The sequence below is a fragment of the Pseudomonas sp. GW821-FHT01E10 genome, assembly GCF_059422365.1.
The window spans coordinates 1-18,466 of record NZ_JBWKWT010000025.1 but is presented as its reverse complement, the minus strand read 5'-3'; the positions used below and the strand labels follow the sequence as shown (position 1 = coordinate 18,466).

The window sequence follows — 18,466 nt, the reverse complement described above, 5'->3', positions numbered from 1 at the left end:
AGGCCTGCGCTGAGAGCAAGACGGGCGTCTCCGGCAATTTGGTAAGCCGCCTCTCTTGACGTATCATTAGCCGTCACAGTGTGTTCCGTTAAACAATAAAGTGTAGGTCGTTGCAATGGTTGCCAAGGATGGGGCAGGTCACGCCCGCCTTGTCTGCTGCTGCACAAGGCGGCAGTTTCAACCATATCAAGCGCTGGAGGGCAACGTTGAATAATTCCGAGAACACTTCCCCTAATCCCGTTAAGCGGTCCCTGGTTTTGGGGGGGCGTGGTTTCATAGGCACCCACTTGATAGACGCATTGCTCGATCAGGGCCATTTTGTGCGCTGTTTCGATCGTCCCAATGTGGCGCCGTTGGGTGAATCCCACTTCAATCATCCTAATTTCGAGCTTTGCGAAGGAGACTTCACCAGCGAGGCCGAAGTCGCCAAGGCATTGGAAGGTTGCGATGTTTGCTATCACCTGGTGTCTACGACCCTCCCCAAGTCTTCAAATGCGGATCCCGTCTTCGATGTGGAGAGCAATGTCGTTGCGACCATCCGCCTGCTAAACCTCGCGGTGAAGTCCGGGCTGAGGAAGATTGTTTTTATCTCCTCAGGTGGCACGGTGTATGGAGACCCTACGCAAGTACCTATTCCAGAAACCCATGCTACTGACCCGGCCTGTTCCTATGGAATTGCCAAGTTGGCGATCGAGAAGTATTTGGCGCTTTTCCATCGCTTATACGGCCTTGATTATACTGTTCTACGTCTTGCAAACCCCTTTGGTGAGGGGCAGCGCACCTATGCTAGCCAAGGCGCGGTAGCCGTATTCCTTGGCAAAGTCCTGCGTGGCGAGACGGTTGAGATTTGGGGCGATGGCACGGTTGTACGTGACTACATTCATGTCTCTGATGTGGTGAAAGCGTTGTTGGCATCGTCAGCGCAATCCGGTGAAGAGCATGTGTTCAATATCGGTTCAGGGCGCGGACATAGTCTCAATGAGGTTCTTGACGCGATCGAGAGGGTCACGGGGCGAAATGCCAGTCGTGAGTACTTGTCGGGTCGAGGATTTGATGTGCCTGTCAGTGTCCTGGATATCGAGCGCGCCAAACAGTCTTTGGGGTGGGCCCCTTTCGTGAGTTTCGATGAGGGGTTGGAGCGCTTTGCTGCTTGGTTATTGGATAATCCGGAATAAGCACGTTGATTTAACGATGTAAGCACTGCATAAGCCCGCTTCTTGGAAGGTGAGCTTATGGGGTGGTTACGATCTCTGGGAAGGCTTCAAAAGCGGGGGGGCATAAGGCGTCAAATCGATCTGTAAAGGGTTGCCATCCGGCCGGGTTGTGACGAAAGAAATGCCCTTCTAGAATATTACATATAAGAACGCCGATTTGTTAGATATGTTTGCACCCGCGAACATCATCAATCAAATCGGCGTTCTTGTTTCTGTATTTCCTTTCATCCATGAAAGACCAATTGACGCGACTGTAGCTGATTTGTCGGTGATTGGCAGGTGCGTCTTATGGTGTAGAACTCAATGGACTAATTGTTTCTCTTTCAATAGTTTTCGTGTGATGGTGTTAACCTGCTTAACCCACCAGTCATCAAAGCGAGAAAGTGGTACTGCTAATGCAATTGAAGTGGTAGCGGTGACAATAAATACGATAATTAAGCTTTGTGTGTTGCTGATTCCGTGATTTGCAAGTTTGATATATACGTAGCTTGATAGTGAGCAGATCACAAGGGTATGGACAAGATAGAGTGGAAAACTGATTTTTCCAATACCCCTTAAAAATTTCCCGTTCAGGTTTTTAAAAACCTTTTGATTGCTCATGGTTGCGAATATTATGCAGGCAGAACCAAGTGTGTGGAGCAAGGTTTGGGTGTGAGCTTTCATAATATCTGGGATGACTGAAGCCCAAGCGTATGATTTTTCCGGGATCATGTATCCGAGCAAGTATAACCCGAAAATAATTAATGCTATGGAAGCGAGGAAGGGGATTTCATTTTTGTTTTTGGTCAGATAAACAGAAAGAAATGTACCGGCAACAAAGGGGAATATGAAGTCGTTATAGAATAGTGCTGATATTGAAATGATTATGAAGGCGTAAGTAAGGTAGCGGTATTCGAGTATTACTGAAATAAAGCATGCAAGCATAAAGACAATCATGCTGCCGTAAAATTCGGGTTTCATAGTCCAAAGGTTTGTATTGTAGCTAGCTACTCCTGTGAAAAAAGTTGTCATTCCTTGTGTTAGAGCTCCCCAGAAGCTCGGTTCAAACCCTGGCGTCCATCCGTAAGCAAATGTCGCAAGCCATGGGCTCAAGCTAAGTTGTGAAGCGTCGTGGAAATAGTAAAAACCAAGCTTGAATAAGCAGTAGCTTGCGACAGTGGTAATCGTTACTGTGGCGGCCAGTCTAGGAAATCTTTTAAGAAATGCCAGAAGCAGTTTTTGTGGGTTTTCATGATTAAAATAGGACCAGCATAAAACAAACCCGGAAAGGGTGAAGAAAAAACCGACAGCTGCTGTGCCGTTAAAAAGAGCAAAATATGGCTGCCCTATTAAACTGTCTTTGTTTCGTGCGTCCCCTAATAATCCAGTTGTATATGGGGAAAACCCTAAAAAAAAATGGTGAACAAGCACAATAAATGCAGCTATTCCCCTATAGGCTTCTAGGGGGAATAGTCTATTGCTTCCAGTTTCCAGTTTTGCTGACATGTCAGGCCTTGAATATTTATCGTTTGATCTATGAGTGCGGGATAATAGGCATATTTATTTGTTTTGGCTAGCCTTGGCCAATAGCTTTGGGGGAGTTGCCCAGCGGTGGCGTCGTCTCTCTCCGCGCTGGGGGAGTTTTCACACGGTCGCCGAATTTGTTGACGAGCACGTCAGCGCAGGTAGGTGAATAACGTCACCATAATGACCCGTTCAATCGGAGTTGCGAGGCTATCGATAGTTTTTTTTGGGGGGGATTGGATGCAGATAAACATTTTCGGTTGTTGCGTCGGGTTACATCATGAGGTGTAGCTGGCAAGAGACGTTGTTGCTTTGGCTTCTACGCTGCAATGGCTAAGCGGCTACTTTCATAAAAAACCAATGTTCATCCTAACTTGATAAAGTGGTTTTTTATGAGTTCGCCGGTTTATTAGCTTATTGAGGGTTGCAGGCGCGAACGAAAATATTAGTGGCCAAAATAAGCTCGGGTAACTGTTTCGGGGTCCGAGTCCATTTTTATTTTGCCGTGCTCCAGCCAAATGACCCGATTGCATGTATGCAGCACCAGGTCACGGGAGTGGCTGGCTATCACCAAAATGCTGGTGGCTTGGACCAGTTCGTTCATCCGGGCTTCTGCTTTGTGCTTGAAGCCTTCGTCTCCTACCGACAGCCATTCGTCCATGATCAATATTTCAGGTCTGATGGTCGTCGATACCGCAAAGGCCAGGCGCAAGTGCATGCCGGAAGAGTACGTGCGTACCGGCAGGTCAATGAAGTCACCCAGTTCTGAAAACTCAATGATTTCGTCGAGTTTTTCTGCAATATCGCTTTTTGTCATCCCAAGCAGGATGCCGCGCATGAAGATGTTTTCCCTGCCGGATGCCTCCGGGTCTATCCCTAATGAAATATCAATGAGGGAAGCGACTTCGCCGCTGATACTGGCGGTGCCAGCGGAGGGGGCGTATACACCGCTCAGCAGTCTGAGTAATGTGCTTTTGCCAGCGCCGTTATGACCGAGCAATCCAACCCGGTCTCCGTCATTGAGGGAGAAAGTAAGGTCCTCCAGTGCTCTGACGATCACTCGGCCTTGGTCGTTGGCACTGAGTTTGCCGCCTGTAGCGACTTGAATCAGTTGCTTTTTCAGAGAGCGAGAACTTGCGTTGTAGATAGGGAAATCAACGCATGCGTTATGAAATTCAATACAAGCCATAATAGTTTTCTTCTTAGAGCCAATAAGCAATGCGACGTTTATAGAGGCCATAGATGATGATCGCTATGCACCAGCCAAACAGAGCCATGCCCCCGGCCACGCACCAGCTAACAGTGCTCACATCCTGTCCGAGCAAGGGGGCCCTGACGATTTGTATGAGGTGATAGATGGGGTTCAAATCCAGTAAATAAGTGCCGGCTCGTCCTGGTAGCAGGCTTGGAAGCCACATGATTGGCGTCAAGTAAAAGGCAATTTGCAAGGCGCTCGCAATGATCTGCGGGAGATCGCGATATCGAGCGCATAAAAGGCTCAATATCAAGCAGATCCATGCCAGATTGAGAACAAGCAGTGCAAAGCCCGGGACACTCAACAGTGCTCCAAGACCCAATGGCTTCTGAACAGCCAGCAGTACAAGCGGGAAAATGACGATGTTGTGCGCGAGGATCAAAGTATTGCGCCATATTGTGCGTAAAATATGCACGAATAATGGGATGGGGAGTTGTTTGATAATGCTTTCTGCGGCGATGAGGCTGGTGCAGCCCTCTAACACGCAGGTAGAAATAAAACTCCAGAGAATCATACCTGCTGCAAGAAATGGCAGAAAGTCTTTCATGGGGGAGTTAAATATTTGGCCAAATACGAGGCCAATGGTACCAATCATAACGCCCATGCTGATGGTTAGCCAAAACGGTCCGACAGCAGAGCGTCTATACCGTTGACGTACATCCTGCCATCCGAGCATGCCTACCAGAGAATAGCGCTTTACAGCTGTCGCTATATCTGCCATGGCGGCGGTAATTGAGTTGTTTAGCATTCGAAACACCGGGTTGTCAAAACAGTCAATGATTGTAATCTTGTAGGAGGGGGGAGTGTCACTTTTTCCATCCCGTCTGGTTTCCAGTTTTTTGCGATCGCGGGATGTGCTCCACGTAGAGTGCCTCCCCCTGTTGCAAGGAGGGAGCATAAAGTCTGCAGCTATTTCGTATGGCGCGCGCGCTATCGTGCCAAGTTTGAGCTATTCGCTAAAAAGTGCTTGTGTCTGGTAAGCTAGATGTGCTAGCGATCATAGATAAAATCTCTGTCAGATGATTCGCACTTTTTCTATCATCCCACGGTCAGAGGAGAACTCCCAAGATATTTCCCTCACCCCAGAAACGCATTTTGGGTTTAAGTCACGGCGTCTGATCGTCAGGCTCCAATAAATCGCCTGCTCGGAAGCGGGCGGAGCGATTAGCCAATGGTTGCCGACGAGCAGTGTCGCGGCAGCAACGTTTCGTGGTTTTCAAGCGAGTTTCGCCTCCGTGCGCTGTCTGTCGGGCAGGCCGGTCAGAGGGGTGAATTATAGCGGCGCTTTCAGTTAAATGCTCCTTCCTGGACCCTGCCATGTGCAAGTATTGGGCGATCTCGTCCTCATTGAGGTTACAATGCTGACCAACGACCGCGTAAAAAGGAGGGGGGCTGCGTGCTCGAAAGTTTGAATGGATAAAGTACGGAGAGTTTTGCTGGGTTTGCCTCGTAGGCAAAAAAGACTGATACAGGTCGCCACCGATGTGGTTTTGGTGTGGGTCGCTTTGTGGCTGGCCTTTATCGTCCGCCTCGGCATCGACGACATGTACAATCCGCTAAAGTCGCATTTCTGGCTGTTCGTCAGTGCCTCGATTATTGCCATTCCCCTTTTCGTACGCTTTGGCATGTACCGCGCCGTCATGCGCTACTTCGGCAATGACGCGCTGATTGCCATCGTCAAGGCAGTCAGTCTGTCCTCGCTGATCCTCGCCGTGGTGGTCTACTGGTACAGCAATCACGAAGTCGTGGTGCCGCGCTCCATCATCTTCAATTATTGGTGGCTAAGCCTGGTAATCATTGGTGGCCTGCGTCTGTGCATGCGTCAGTATTTCATGGGCGATTGGTTCACCGCTGCGCAGCATGTACCGTTTGTCAATCGAGACGATGGTTTGACCAAGGTCGCCATTTACGGTGCTGGCGTCGCGGGCAACCAGTTGGTTGCAGCGTTGCGCATGGGGCGCGTGATGCGTCCTGTGGCGTTTATCGATGACGATTCCTCTATCGCGGATCGTTCGATTGCTGGGTTGCAGGTCTTTAAGCCCAAGCATATTCAGCAGATGATCGACGTGACTGGTGCTCAGGAAATCCTTCTGGCGTTGCCGTCTTCGACTCGTGCGCGGCGTAGGGAGATTCTCAATTTTCTGGAGGACTTCCCGCTCCATGTGCGCAGTGTTCCGAATTTCACTGATCTGGCCAGTGGCCGGGTCAAGGTGGACGACATTCAGGAAGTCGACATTGCTGACCTGTTGGGGCGGGATTCGGTGCCGGCGCAGCCTGATTTGTTGGCTCGATGCGTCAAGGGCAAGACGGTTTTGGTGACGGGGGCGGGCGGTTCGATCGGTTCCGAACTCTGTCGTCAGATTTTCTCCCTGGGGCCAACCACGCTGTTGTTGTTCGATCATAGCGAATTCAATCTCTACAGCATTTTGTCAGAGCTCGAGCATCGTATTGCTCGTGAGTCGTTGTCTGTCCGATTGTTGCCGATACTGGGGTCGATTCGTCATCCCCATAAACTTCTGGATGTGATGAAGACCTGGAATGTGGACACGGTTTATCACGCGGCGGCCTATAAGCACGTGCCGATGGTTGAGCACAACATTGCCGAAGGTGTGCTGAACAATGTGATCGGGACGCTCAATACCGCTCAGGCTGCATTGGAGGCAGGTGTTGCAAACTTTGTGCTGATCTCGACCGATAAGGCTGTACGCCCGACCAATGTCATGGGTAGCACCAAACGGCTGGCCGAGTTGACCTTGCAGGCCCTCAGTCGTGAGTTGGCACCGGTGTTGTTCGGGGACAAGTCCAATGTGTCCCGGGTCAACAAGACCCGTTTCACCATGGTGCGGTTCGGTAATGTGTTGGGCTCGTCTGGCTCGGTAATTCCGCGCTTTCACAGCCAAATCAAATCAGGCGGGCCCTTGACGGTTACCCATCCGAAGATTACCCGTTACTTCATGACCATTCCCGAGGCGGCACAACTGGTAATACAGGCCGGCTCAATGGGGCAGGGCGGTGACGTGTTTGTGCTGGACATGGGCGAGCCGGTCAAGATCATTGAGCTGGCGGAGAAGATGATTCACCTGTCTGGCTTGAGCATTCGCTCGGAGAAAAATCCGCAAGGCGATATTGCCATCGAGTTCACTGGACTGCGTCCTGGGGAAAAGCTTTACGAAGAGTTGCTGATCGGCGACAACGTGTCCGCTACCCGGCACCCGATGATCATGAGTGCCAAAGAGGACCATTTGCCTTGGGAAGTGCTCAAGCGCAACTTGATGGAGTTGCTGTCTGCCGTTGAGCGGGATGATTATTCGCGGGTTCGCCAACTTCTGCGTGACACTGTCAGTGGTTACGCCCCGGATGGTGAAATCGTCGACTTGATTTACCAGCAGCGTCGCCTCGAGACCTGATCGTTGCGCGCTCTGTAGCGGACACGTTTTTGACAGAATTGTCCCATGCCTAGGTTTGGGAGGCAGCTTCGGAAAAGCTGTTCTTCCGGTGTTTGAGTGCGCAGCCACATGGGCAATGAGTGTTGTCCTGTTCGCAGGGTACCAATGCAGTGGCCTGCAATCTACGCGGTATACCGTCCAATGATATTAGCAGTCCCAATTGGGTGTCGGAGCCAGGCAGTTTCAGCGAACCAATCGGCGATGGCACCCAGCATGGCCGCTTCGGAATACGCAATCAGGTAGCCCAGGGCCAGATAGGAGTCTCCCATGGGGGGCTTCTAAAAACCTAATTTATGATCCGTATCGCAACGGAAGCGTGCAGCTTTCAAATACGTGCCCCAGTCAATGAAAGGGTTTAGGTATTGCCCATTAGCGATGCGCCCTTACTTAGAAAATGCGGGCTAAAGTAGAGAGAAGCGTCGCCGCCATTTGCGCTGGAGCTGGCGAGGGCAGATGGCATGGTCGAGAGCAAGTGGCAGGTGGCGTTTCTGCTCGCTACGGTGATATTGGGTCAGTCGTATGAGGGCTATGCGTGCGCAAGCTTGGGTAACTAATAAGATTTTTACGTATCGAGCGGTAACATATACACTGCTTGCCGTTGAGGGCGCGGTGGCTTCATCAGCTCCGTCGTTGCCGACGCATCGCGAAAATAGGCTGCAGTCGAACGGATGTCGGGCATTTTTTAACTCTGCTGATATCGCGCACCGTCACCAAGGGGGGCGTTGAGTCAGGCCTCTCAGCGATGAGTAAAGTTCGTTGGCGGCGATCCTCATCTACCACGCATGGACGACGGGCGAGAAATACTAGGCCGCCCTTTCCACTCGGACATCGCAAGCGCGACGGCGTTCGGAACATATATGGCATCGCTCATTCCGACCTTGCAAAGCGTTGCATGCGCGAGCCATACAAATAGAGGTTGCATGCGTCGTTTGTGGCTCTCGCGAAGAGAGGACGGCAAGCCGGCGGCTCAACAACAATACGCGTCAACAGGAACTGCGATATGATTTTATCGAGAATCAAGATGTTGGTGGGGCCGTTCTTGCCGGGTGCGGCCAGCCGCCAGAGAACGGTCGATTATACATTGTTGGATCTGTCCGGTTTATTTGACCGGGAGTGGTATCTAGCAACGAACACTGACATCGCCGCGAGCGGAGCTGATCCGATTGCGCACTATCTCGAGCACGGATGGAAAGAAGGGCGTAACCCGAGCGCGTTCTTTGACGGGGCCTGGTATGTCGTTCACAACCCCGATGTTGCACAGGCGGACATCAATCCATTGCTGCATTACGTCCGTTCTGGGCAGAGTGAAGGGCGCGCACCGAATGCCTTCTTTGACTCTGACTGGTATAGGCGATTCATCGTCCGGACGGAAGAGGACGGGGAATGCACGCCATTCGCGTTCTTCTGGTCGCGTGACGCGGCCATGCATCCGCCATTGCCTGAACTCCAGCCGCTTTATGCGTGTCGGACCAACGTGCCGAAGGACGCTCGTGACCAGTACATGCGACTTGTTGCAGCGGCCCAGCCATGGTGGGCGCGATTCGGTCGCGACAAATTCGCGATTATAGTGGCGCTGTTCTCGCCTTACGAAGATCATCCGGGAATCGGTACAGAAAGCGCTGACACCATCGAGCGTCTGATCGCCTTTCTGACGGCCGCATGGAAAATGGAAATCGCACCGGGCCCCCTATTCAGCGTGGAGCATTACCGACGCATCATCCAGAACCGTGGTCTTGTGCTGCAGGACGGGGAGACTCTCCTGCAGCATTTCCTTCGCGAGGGCATTGACAAGCGGATCGTTCCCACACCCTATTTCGACGAGAATTACTATTACGCACAATATCCGTCTGTAGTTGCAGCCTACACGTGGGCGTTCGAGCATTTTATCAGCCGGGGTGTATTTGAAGGGGCGCGTGCGTCAAGTCTGCCGCAGCTGATTGTCGCTCAACCACCATCCATGCGGGACGGCGAAGCGCGTCTTAACAATTGGAAGTACTTCCTGTCATCCTGCGGTAATGGCGGCGATCTGGGTGAGCTGTATCGTGGTGTGCCTCACTACTCGCAGGTCATCGAAGATATCCTTCATTCCACAGTATTCGCGAAGACGATAAGTCGCGCGTTGATGATTGAGCCCGCCATCGGTGACGTATCGGACATCAGCAACGTGCATGTAGCGCCGCTCCACGACGGTCGCAATTTAGCTCGTCGTGCTCTGCGCGAGCTGTTCGAGCGCGATCACTACGATATGATCGTATGCGTGCCTTGGATTCGCACGGGAGGCGCCGATTTGGTTGCATGCCAGATTTGCGAAGCGGTGTCCCTGGCGTTTCCCAACAAGTCGGTTTTACTGCTCCGTACCGATCAGCCAAACTTCGACCGCCCGGAATGGGTATCTGCTGGTGTCGACGTTGTCGATGCATCGAGCGTATTCCGGGATCTTCCGCCCCTCCAGGCGCAAACTCTGCTGTACAGTCTGTTCATGGGACTCGCGCCGTCCTGGATCATCAACATCAACAGCCGGTTATGCTGGGACGTGATGGCGCGCTTCGGAACACAGTTGTCCGAAAGCATCGATTTGTATTCCTACCTCTTCTGCTGGGATCAGACGGCAAGCGGCTATCGCGCCGGCTACCCGAGCGAATTCTTCCCGGGAACGGCGAGCCATCTGCGAGCTGTGTTCACCGACACGATCCATATGAAGAACGAACTGGCGAAGATCTACAACCTGCCTGCGTCACTCTCCGAGCGGATTGTTCCACTGTTCTCGCCGTCGCGTGGGGATATCGGCGGGCAAACGGCGACCGAAGAAAGTATCAAGACCGAGAGTAAACGCCTACGCCGAAGGGTACTGTGGGCCGGCCGTCTCGATCGGCAGAAGCGATTCGATCTTGTGCAGGAGATCGCGCACAAGATGCCTGAGGTCGATTTCCTGTGCTGGGGAGCGCCGCTGCTCAATTCTCCGCCGGATTACAGCCGCTCTCCGGCTAACCTGATTCTGCATGAAGGCTTTTCATCCTACGACGAATTACCGCTGTACGATGCGGATCTCTGGCTGTTCACGTCGGACTGGGAAGGCATGCCGACGATAATCATCGAGCTCGCGCTACGCGGCGTCAGTATAGTCGCGAGCGCTGTGGGCGGGGTTCCCGAGCTGATCGACGAGCAGACTGGGTGGCCGGTTGACGGTGTTCGCAGTGTCGACGATTATGTCGGCGCAATTCATGCTGCGCTTGAAGCGCCTCACGAACGAATTGTCCGGGCGCAGCGTCTGCGAGAACGGGCACGTAGTCGGCACAGCATGCAGGCCTATGCGAAGCAAGTGTCGGATGTTCTGAATGAAAAGGTGGGTGCGTGATGGAAGTTTCCGCAATTATGACGGCCCATAGAGAAGGAGTGCTTAGCGGCCCGTCGATCTCGAGCTTCCGCGAGGCAATCGATCATGCAAGAGATCAAGGCATTACTGTCGAACCAATCGTCGTGCTTGATCGTCCCGATGCGTTGACCCGCACCATGTTCGCCGACGCGGATCGCTGGGGAGCGAAGGTCGTCTTGACCGATTTTGGCGACCCGGCACTCGCTCGAAATCATGGGATCAGCCTGGCTTCGGGGCGCTACGCGACCTTTCTGGATGCGGACGACCTCTGGAGCTTCAACTGGCTCGTCGCCGCGCACCGTTTCTGTACTGAGATGGGTAGACCGGTCATCGCTCATTCGCAATTGAGCATCATCTTCGGGCGTGAGCGGCTGTTCTGGTTGCATGTTGATTCGGACCACCCGGATTTCGACCTGGATTATCTACAGATTGGCAATTATTGGGAGGCATTGTCGTTCGCGCCGCGCGAGATCTATGCGGATTTCCCGTTCCGCAAGAACGAACTGGCGTCGGGGTATGGGCACGAGGATTGGCACTGGAACTGTACGACTCTTTCGAAAGGCTTTCCGCATAAGCCCGTACCGGACACAGTGCATATGATACGCCGCCGACATGGAACACAAAGTTCGCGTGCGAATAATAGCGACGTCGTCCCGTGGCCGACCGAACTCGTGCGTTTTTCGCGTTGACGGCGGCGGTCACGCCGCCGCATGTCGTCAGAAGGGAGACAGTTTGAATACCGCACAGATTCGTGCAATGTTCGAATGCTGGACATTCTCGAGCATGCGCTGGAGCACACTGTATTCCTCCCGAGGCCTGCTGTGTCGATCCAGACATCCTGGCGCAAAGCGTCTGTGACAAATGTGTGCTTCGATTCGCCGTTGTGAGAAAACCATATAAATGGATTTTTTCCGCGTGGTAGTCCAACCGGCTAATACATGAGTCCCTGCAATCGATTTCGTATCGGGGATTCGCGTTTTTTGACATGCTGATGGATGCTCCGGGCGATATCGCATGCGGCATTGAAGGCTTGCTTGAGTATCTGGTGAGCAACGATCCTCCGGTGTTTGGTGATCCCCACAGGTCAGCTTGTAGCGGTCGTGCAGATGAAAGCAATGCTTGCCGAGATCGATACTTTCCAGTGTTAGATCGATCATGACGATGGCCTCCGAAAATAAAACACTCTGCGAAAGCGTAGCCCTCGCAGGGTGTGGGGGGGGCATCTTTAGCCTACCTTTATCCCAAGACATCAGGCGGCGCGGCGGGTAAGAAGGCCGATATCTTCAAAGCCCGTTACTTGCACGGAACACTGTGACATAGATCCGACAAGCATATGCGGGAAGGTCGCGCGAATTAACCCTGGGAGATCTGTTTAGCCTGCCATGTGCTACCGGCATCGCGAGATGACGGGATGGGTAGTTGCTCGAAACCGGAGCAATGAATGGCTGAACCTGCCATGAGTGGATAGTTGGGTGTGATCTCTGTTGGAGCGTAAAGCAGAAACTCCGCATAGCGGGGGTCGAGACCATCAGGAGGTAGGAGCCGGAGGATCCGAGGGCCGGTCTGGGTGCTTAGATACCGCAGGCGACACATCAACTGAACCAAGCTCGCTGGCGTTGTTTATCAGTAGGCAGGAACCGCCGTATACGGAACCGTACGTACGATGGTGTGAGAGGACGGCGGGGGCAGGTTCAAGGCTCAGGAACTCTTACGCTCCTGACCTCCCCGACACGCTTTATCGCAACGACGTCTTGGCAGAGCAGCAGCACAAGCGCGTTCAGAGTAGCGGCGCGCTCCAGCTCGCAGTTGGACGGTGCATAGGCTGATTGAGCTGCAGAGGACCAAGTGGCGTTGTATCATCCTCTCCGCGTCATCAATGATGGCACGGGAATACGTGTGATCCAGTCTTCCAGCGAAGACATTTGCCCAGGCCTGACGAAGCGCCGGGCTATTGCCCTACGCGGCCAATGAGCTACTGCAAGAATAGAAATTTCTTATCATCTGTAATTAATATCAGGCGGAAATACATGCTGCACAAGGATAATAACTTGAACTTGTTACGGTTGGTTGCCGCGCTGATGGTGCTATATGCTCATTCATTCGATATTTACGGTAATACCCCGGAGATTTTTATTGGTATTGATTCCTATGGCGGGCTCGGGATCGCGATATTTTTTATCATAAGTGGTTATTTGATTTCAAAAAGTTGGAGTTTTGATCCTTCGGTCATTAGCTTTTTAGTTAAGCGATCGCTGCGAATATTTCCAGCCCTGATTGTTGTTGTGGTGCTAACTTCGTTTCTGCTTGGTCCCATTTTTTCGACGTTGACAGTCAAGCAGTATTTTTCGGATCTGGCATTTGTTATGTACTTGAAGAATATAATTTTAAGTCCGGTATTTTATTTGCCGGGCGTGCTGGAACACTCCAGAGTTGCCAATGTGATCAATGGTCCTCTATGGAGTTTGCCTATTGAGTTTTTCATGTATTTGGTAGTGGTGGCACTTGGGCTTCTATTCAATGGCGGTCGTCTTGTATACACAATTGCCACAGCATTGTTTGCGCTGATTGTGGTTTTTTGGTGCTGGCGAGATGCGCCTTTGCTGGTGGTTTACGGTTCTGATGTAAGAAACATTCCGTTGATCGGCATCTATTTCATGATTGGGGCCTGTTATGCGAAGTGGGGGCTCGAACGGTGGTTCAGTCTCTCCGGCGTAGCTGTCATGGTGATGATTACCCTTTTGCTGGCGCCGTATTTATCGTTTTCGAAGTCCCTGCTATGGCTTACGTTACCGTATGTCGTCTTGGCATATGGACTTTCCAGAAGTTGGTTGGGGAGCTTGGTTAATAAAGTGGGTGACTGCTCTTACGGTGTTTATATCTATGCTTTTCCGGTTCAGCAGTTTGTTTTGCTAAAATTCCCTGATATGGCCTATTCAACTTACCTTGTTGTTACAGTGGTCATTACGCTGGTTTTAGGATACGCCTCTTGGCATTTGATAGAGAAAAGGGTTCTCAGATTCAAGCCAAAAAATAAAGTCAGGTCTGTATCGAATGGTGCTGATGCCGATTCGGCGTTCAATCCTGTTGTGGGTGAGAAGCTCAATTCAGGGGCTTGAGCAAGTGTATGTATTTGTGATGTAACAGTCACGCAGGTCACCTATGAAGCGCTACAGGGTCTGCCGTGCAGATGCCTGACGATCCTGAACTCCCCAAGGGTTCATGGAGCGCTTTCGATTGTTTCACATCCTGTAACGGACACACTTTTGACAGCTCCATCACATCGCCTAAGTTTGGGAGGCAGCTTCGGAAAAGCTGCTTCTTCCAATCGATGTCATGGAGCTTCATTTATGCGTACTGGCTATTTCTACTCTCTGGTTTTTGCCCTGCTCACCAGCGCCTCTATTGCGGCCATTGCTGCGCCGACGGCTGCGCCAGAGGCTGCCAAGGCACCCTTGGTGCTGGACGCTGCCGCCAAGCCTCAAACCGCCAAGGTCGATCTGAATGGGGCTGATGCACCAACTCTGCAACGGGAGTTGTCCGGGATCGGTGAGGCGAAGGCCAAGGCGATTGTTGCTTATCGTGAGAGTAATGGGCCATTTTCGTCGGTAGACGAACTGCTGGAAGTGAAGGGTATCGGCAAAGCCATTCTGGACAAGAATCGCGAGAAGCTGGAAGTGAACTAAGCTTATAAATCCACACTAGGAGGCCGGTCATTGACCGGCCTTTTTTTGCTTATTGCTGCAGAGGGCTATCTGGCACCTTTTATCGGGATGCAAAAAATTACGGCTATCATATGGCGATAAAATTATGCCTATAATAAATCTGTCGTTCGTTGAAGCGTTCGTCTTCCCTTAAGCATCCACCCAGGAGCACTGTCATGAATTCTGTCCAGGCCCAAGGTACGGCCCTTGTCACCGGCGCATCTTCTGGCATCGGTGCGGTTTACGCGCAACGGTTGGCAGCGCGTGGTTTTGATTTATTGCTGGTCGCCCGTGATCAGGAACGGCTGGAGGCTGCCGCGAGCAAATTGCGCGCGGAGCATGGTGTTCAGGTTGAGGTGCTCAAGGCGGATCTGACGCAAAAGGATGATGTATTGAAGATTGAGCAGCGTCTGCGCAGCGATTCAAGCATCAGCCTATTGTTGAACAACGCCGGTATCGCGGCGGATGGTTTGTTGGCCAACGCCGACATGGATCAGATGGAGCGCTTGATTCAGTTGAACGTCACCACGGTGACGCGGTTGGCTTCTGCGGCGGCAGCCGGTTTTACCAAGGCCGGTCGTGGGACGATTATCAATATTGCGTCGGTGGTGGCGTTGTTTCCTGAGCGGTTCAATGCGACGTACAGCGCGAGCAAGGCTTATGTATTGAGCCTGACTCAGTCGTTGAACGCTGAGCTGCAAGGCACCGGGGTCCAAGTGCAAGCGGTATTGCCGGGAGTGACACGCACCGAGATTTTGGAGCGCTCAGGTATTGATGCGTCCCAGATTCCGGAGGACATGATCATGGACGCGGGAGAGATGGTCGACGCGGCGCTGTCGGGTCTGGATCAGGGTGAACTGATCACCATTCCTTCGTTACCGAATGTCTCCGAGTGGGAAGCTTTTATGGCGGCGCGTCATGCGATGGCGCCGAATCTGTCCAGAAGCATGGCAGCGGCGCGTTACAAGTGAGGCGCCATGAATCGACTGAGGTATTTGCGCTATGAGTAATCGTCGGGTGGTAGTCACGGGCATGGGTCTGGTGTGTCCGTTGGGGAGCGGCGTCGAAGCGGTTTGGGCGCGTATGTTGGCTGGACGCTCCGGGGTGCGGGCGTTGCCGGACGAGGTGGTTGCCGATCTGCTGGCCAAGGTCGGTGGCGTGGTGCTGACTCTGGAGGAAGATGCCGAGGCGGGTTTTGACCCGGATCGGGCGACGCCGCCCAAAGAGCAGAAGAAGATGGACCGCTTCATTGTGTTCGCCATGGAAGCGGCGCGTCAGGCCGTGGAGCAGGCCGGTTGGCAAGCGCTCGACGCCAATGCCCAGGAGCGCACGGCTACTATTATCGGCTCGGGCGTGGGTGGTTTCGGCGCGATTGCCGATGCGGTGCGCACCACCGACAGCCGTGGTCCGCGACGGTTATCGCCGTTCACCATTCCTTCGTTTCTGGTCAATCTCGCCGCGGGCCATGTGTCGATCCAGCACGGTTTCAAGGGGCCTTTGGGGGCTCCGGTAACAGCGTGCGCGGCCGGGGTCCAGGCGATTGGCGACGCGGCGCGGCTGATTCGTTGCGGTGAGGCGGACATTGCGGTGTGTGGCGGCGCGGAAGCAGCGATCGATCGGGTCAGTCTCGCCGGATTTGCGGCGGCTCGGGCCCTGTCCAGCGGCTACAACGATACCCCGGAGCGCGCCTCGCGGCCGTTCGACAGTGGGCGCGATGGCTTCGTGATGGGCGAGGGTTCGGGCCTGCTGGTGATCGAATCCCTGGAACATGCCTTGGCACGCGGCGCTCAACCATTGGCCGAGCTGGTTGGTTACGGCACCAGCGCCGATGCCTATCATCTGACTGCGGGGCCGGAGGATGGCAGCGGTGCGCGTCGGGCGATGTCGCTGGCGCTGGCTCAGGCGGGCATTTCGCCGGCACAGGTGCAGCATCTCAACGCGCACGCCACCTCGACACCGGTTGGCGATTTGGGAGAGCTGGCGGCCATCAAGTCGTTGTTCGGCTCGGACAACAAGATCGCGGTGACGTCGACCAAGTCCGCCACCGGGCATCTGCTCGGCGCCGCAGGCGGAGTCGAGGCGATCTTTACCCTGTTGGCACTGCGAGATCAGGTGGTGCCGCCCACGCTCAACTTCGATAACCCGGATCCGGCCACCGAAGGCGTGGACATCGTCCACGGTCAGGCGCGACCAATGAACATCGACTACGCGATGTCCAACGGTTTCGGATTCGGCGGTGTGAACGCCAGCGTATTGTTCAAATACTGGGAGGATTAGTTCACGACAGGCAGGTGATGGCACGAATAGTGATTACTCATTCGCAGACGATTGTTGAACAATCACGAGGCGTTGAGTATGAGCAGCGGACTGTCCCTGGCCGACCACATCACATTGGAATTGCGCGCTGACATCATCGGCGGTCGTTTGCTGCCCGGCATGGCGCTGGTGGAAAACGATCTGGTGTCGGCCTACAACGCCTCGCGCAACACCATTCGCGAGGCGTTGCACCGTCTGGGGCAGGAAGGGCTGACCCGCTATGTCCGCAACAAGGGCGTGATGGTGCGCAGGCTGGGTGTCGATGATGTGCGCGATCTGTTCAAGGTTCGGCGCACCCTGGAACTGCAAGCCATCAGCGCCAGCCAGCCATTGCGTGAGTATCAGTCCGACCGGATGCTCGAAGCCCTGGAGGCCACAGAACTGGCCCGGGAGCGTGAGGACTGGCGCGCGGTCGGCACCCACAGCCTGGCCTTTCATCAACACATCGTCGGATTGCTGCGCAGTCCGTTGTTCGATGAGTTCTTCACCAACGTCGTCGCGCAACTGCGCCTGGTGTTTTGCACCGCTCCCGATGAATCACGTTTTCAGGCGCCCTGGCTGGCGCGTGACCGGCAGATACATGAGTTGCTGGCCGACGGCGACAAACGCGCGGCTGCGGACGCCATGAGCCGTTATCTCGACGATTCCGAACACCTCCTGTTGCAGATGCTTGCCCCTTCTTCCCATCACTGATCGAGGATTTTGTGCCATGTACAAAGACTATCCGGCGGCCTATCAAGTCAGCAAAGGCTCGGCCTTGCAGGTGGACACAGCCTTCTATGAACGGATCCGCGACCAGAAAGAGGGGCGCACGCTGATCGAGCAGTTCGAAGTGCCGATCCGCACCGGTCGCGCCTGGAATGTACCGGCCGGGCATGTGTTCAGGGTCACGACCCCGGTCGGCCCGCAAGTCGGGGATTTCAACGTCTGGAATGCCCACGATCCGCGCGAGCGCTTGTGGGCGGCGCGGACCCGGCAGTTGCAGGGCGCCCATGTCAGCACCCATGACCGGCTCTGGTCGAACCTGCCATTTTTACGGCCGCTGGTGACCATTACCGACGACAGCCTGGCCGGTTATGGCATCGACGAACACGGCGGGCGTTTGCACGATTTGCTGGGAACGCGCTGCGATCCTTACGTGAACAAAATGCTTACCGGCGAAGACTTCCATCATCACTGCCACTCCAACCTGACTCGCGCCGTATTGCCCTATGGCCTGACCGAGTTCGATGTGCATGACGTGTTGAACATTTTCCAGTGCACCGGCCTGAACCACGACGACCTGTATTTCATGAAAGCCTGCCCGGCGCAGAAGGGCGACTATCTGGAGTTCTTTGCCGAGATTGATCTTTTGTGTGCGCTATCGACCTGCCCGGGTGGCGATCTGTCGCTGGCCATGTGGGGGCCGGATGCGCAGGATCCGTTGAGCGTCTGTCGCCCGCTGGGAGTGGAGATTTACCGGTTGGAGGATTCGTTGCTTGAAGGCTGGAGCCAGCCGGAGCGTGCGGCTTACAAAGGGTTGCATGGCTTGCATATCGCCAAGGCTGATTGGGAAAAATAAAGGGGTTTGAGCGACAAAAATCCTGTAGGAGCGGGGGGGGGGGGGGGGGGGGGGGGGGGGGGGGGGGGGGGGGGGGGGGGGGGGGGGGGGGGGGGGG

General features: G+C 53.9%; 13 protein-coding genes. 10 read left to right on the top strand and 3 right to left on the bottom strand.

Features of this window, described 5'->3' with window-relative positions; genetic code table 11:
* Positions 1-128: 128 nt before the first annotated feature.
* Entirely contained in the window at positions 129-1,175 is a 1,047-nt protein-coding gene (locus tag AC07V0_RS26995; RefSeq protein WP_225609238.1) for an NAD-dependent epimerase/dehydratase family protein, read from the top strand.
* A gap of 339 nt (positions 1,176-1,514) precedes the next feature.
* Here AC07V0_RS26995 and AC07V0_RS26990 read toward each other — a convergent pair whose 3' ends face one another.
* The 3 genes from AC07V0_RS26990 to AC07V0_RS26980 form a co-directional block, all read right to left on the bottom strand.
* The gene (locus tag AC07V0_RS26990) at positions 1,515-2,699 is read right to left on the bottom strand and encodes an acyltransferase family protein (RefSeq protein ID WP_082920831.1); all 1,185 of its coding nucleotides are present in this window, start codon (positions 2,697-2,699) and stop codon (positions 1,515-1,517) included.
* A 463-nt stretch (positions 2,700-3,162) separates the two neighbouring features.
* Entirely contained in the window at positions 3,163-3,906 is a 744-nt protein-coding gene (locus tag AC07V0_RS26985; RefSeq protein WP_064616677.1) for an ABC transporter ATP-binding protein, read from the bottom strand.
* Between the two features lie 13 nt (positions 3,907-3,919).
* Entirely contained in the window at positions 3,920-4,720 is an 801-nt protein-coding gene (locus AC07V0_RS26980; protein WP_064616679.1) for an ABC transporter permease, read from the bottom strand.
* Between the two features lie 664 nt (positions 4,721-5,384).
* On the opposite strand from AC07V0_RS26980, the gene AC07V0_RS26975 reads away from it, so the two are divergent.
* The 9 genes from AC07V0_RS26975 to AC07V0_RS26935 all read left to right on the top strand — a co-directional run bounded on the left by AC07V0_RS26975 (position 5,385) and on the right by AC07V0_RS26935 (position 18,369).
* Positions 5,385-7,379, top strand: coding sequence for a polysaccharide biosynthesis protein (locus AC07V0_RS26975; protein ID WP_064616681.1), 1,995 nt, complete (start codon positions 5,385-5,387; stop codon positions 7,377-7,379).
* 1,039 nt (positions 7,380-8,418) lie between these two features.
* On the top strand, positions 8,419-10,773 hold the full coding sequence (locus tag AC07V0_RS26970) for a glycosyltransferase family 4 protein (protein WP_495020073.1): 2,355 nt from the start codon (positions 8,419-8,421) through the stop codon (positions 10,771-10,773).
* On the top strand, positions 10,773-11,480 hold the full coding sequence (locus AC07V0_RS26965; RefSeq protein WP_064616685.1) for a glycosyltransferase family A protein: 708 nt from the start codon (positions 10,773-10,775) through the stop codon (positions 11,478-11,480). The genes AC07V0_RS26970 and AC07V0_RS26965 overlap by 1 nt, the downstream gene beginning before the upstream one ends.
* 1,338 nt (positions 11,481-12,818) lie before the next feature.
* Entirely contained in the window at positions 12,819-13,907 is a 1,089-nt protein-coding gene (locus AC07V0_RS26960) for an acyltransferase family protein (RefSeq protein WP_495020072.1), read from the top strand.
* A gap of 231 nt (positions 13,908-14,138) precedes the next feature.
* Entirely contained in the window at positions 14,139-14,474 is a 336-nt protein-coding gene (locus AC07V0_RS26955) for a ComEA family DNA-binding protein (protein ID WP_192350957.1), read from the top strand.
* Positions 14,475-14,668: 194 nt separating this feature from the next.
* Positions 14,669-15,463: an SDR family NAD(P)-dependent oxidoreductase gene (locus tag AC07V0_RS26950; RefSeq protein WP_192350958.1), complete on the top strand. Its 795-nt coding sequence runs from the start codon at positions 14,669-14,671 to the stop codon at positions 15,461-15,463.
* Between the two features lie 31 nt (positions 15,464-15,494).
* Positions 15,495-16,769, top strand: coding sequence for a beta-ketoacyl-ACP synthase II (fabF, locus tag AC07V0_RS26945; RefSeq protein WP_495020071.1), 1,275 nt, complete (start codon positions 15,495-15,497; stop codon positions 16,767-16,769).
* 78 nt (positions 16,770-16,847) lie between these two features.
* Positions 16,848-17,501 carry a GntR family transcriptional regulator gene (locus AC07V0_RS26940; protein ID WP_018929820.1) on the top strand — a complete coding sequence of 218 codons (654 nt, stop codon included), beginning with the start codon at positions 16,848-16,850 and terminating at the stop codon, positions 17,499-17,501.
* A 16-nt stretch (positions 17,502-17,517) separates the two neighbouring features.
* Positions 17,518-18,369, top strand: a complete 852-nt coding sequence (locus AC07V0_RS26935; protein WP_495020070.1) for an urea carboxylase-associated family protein — start codon at positions 17,518-17,520, stop codon at positions 18,367-18,369.
* Positions 18,370-18,466 lie beyond the last annotated feature (97 nt).

Coding starts and splice junctions, on each gene's coding strand:
- AC07V0_RS26995 (WP_225609238.1), top strand. CDS start 129: ATGGGGCAGGTCACGCCCGCCTTGTCTGCTGCTGCACAAGGCGGCAGT.
- AC07V0_RS26990 (WP_082920831.1), bottom strand. CDS start 2,699: ATGTCAGCAAAACTGGAAACTGGAAGCAATAGACTATTCCCCCTAGAA.
- AC07V0_RS26985 (WP_064616677.1), bottom strand. CDS start 3,906: ATGGCTTGTATTGAATTTCATAACGCATGCGTTGATTTCCCTATCTAC.
- AC07V0_RS26980 (WP_064616679.1), bottom strand. CDS start 4,720: ATGCTAAACAACTCAATTACCGCCGCCATGGCAGATATAGCGACAGCT.
- AC07V0_RS26975 (WP_064616681.1), top strand. CDS start 5,385: ATGGATAAAGTACGGAGAGTTTTGCTGGGTTTGCCTCGTAGGCAAAAA.
- AC07V0_RS26970 (WP_495020073.1), top strand. CDS start 8,419: ATGATTTTATCGAGAATCAAGATGTTGGTGGGGCCGTTCTTGCCGGGT.
- AC07V0_RS26965 (WP_064616685.1), top strand. CDS start 10,773: ATGGAAGTTTCCGCAATTATGACGGCCCATAGAGAAGGAGTGCTTAGC.
- AC07V0_RS26960 (WP_495020072.1), top strand. CDS start 12,819: ATGCTGCACAAGGATAATAACTTGAACTTGTTACGGTTGGTTGCCGCG.
- AC07V0_RS26955 (WP_192350957.1), top strand. CDS start 14,139: ATGCGTACTGGCTATTTCTACTCTCTGGTTTTTGCCCTGCTCACCAGC.
- AC07V0_RS26950 (WP_192350958.1), top strand. CDS start 14,669: ATGAATTCTGTCCAGGCCCAAGGTACGGCCCTTGTCACCGGCGCATCT.
- fabF (WP_495020071.1), top strand. CDS start 15,495: ATGAGTAATCGTCGGGTGGTAGTCACGGGCATGGGTCTGGTGTGTCCG.
- AC07V0_RS26940 (WP_018929820.1), top strand. CDS start 16,848: ATGAGCAGCGGACTGTCCCTGGCCGACCACATCACATTGGAATTGCGC.
- AC07V0_RS26935 (WP_495020070.1), top strand. CDS start 17,518: ATGTACAAAGACTATCCGGCGGCCTATCAAGTCAGCAAAGGCTCGGCC.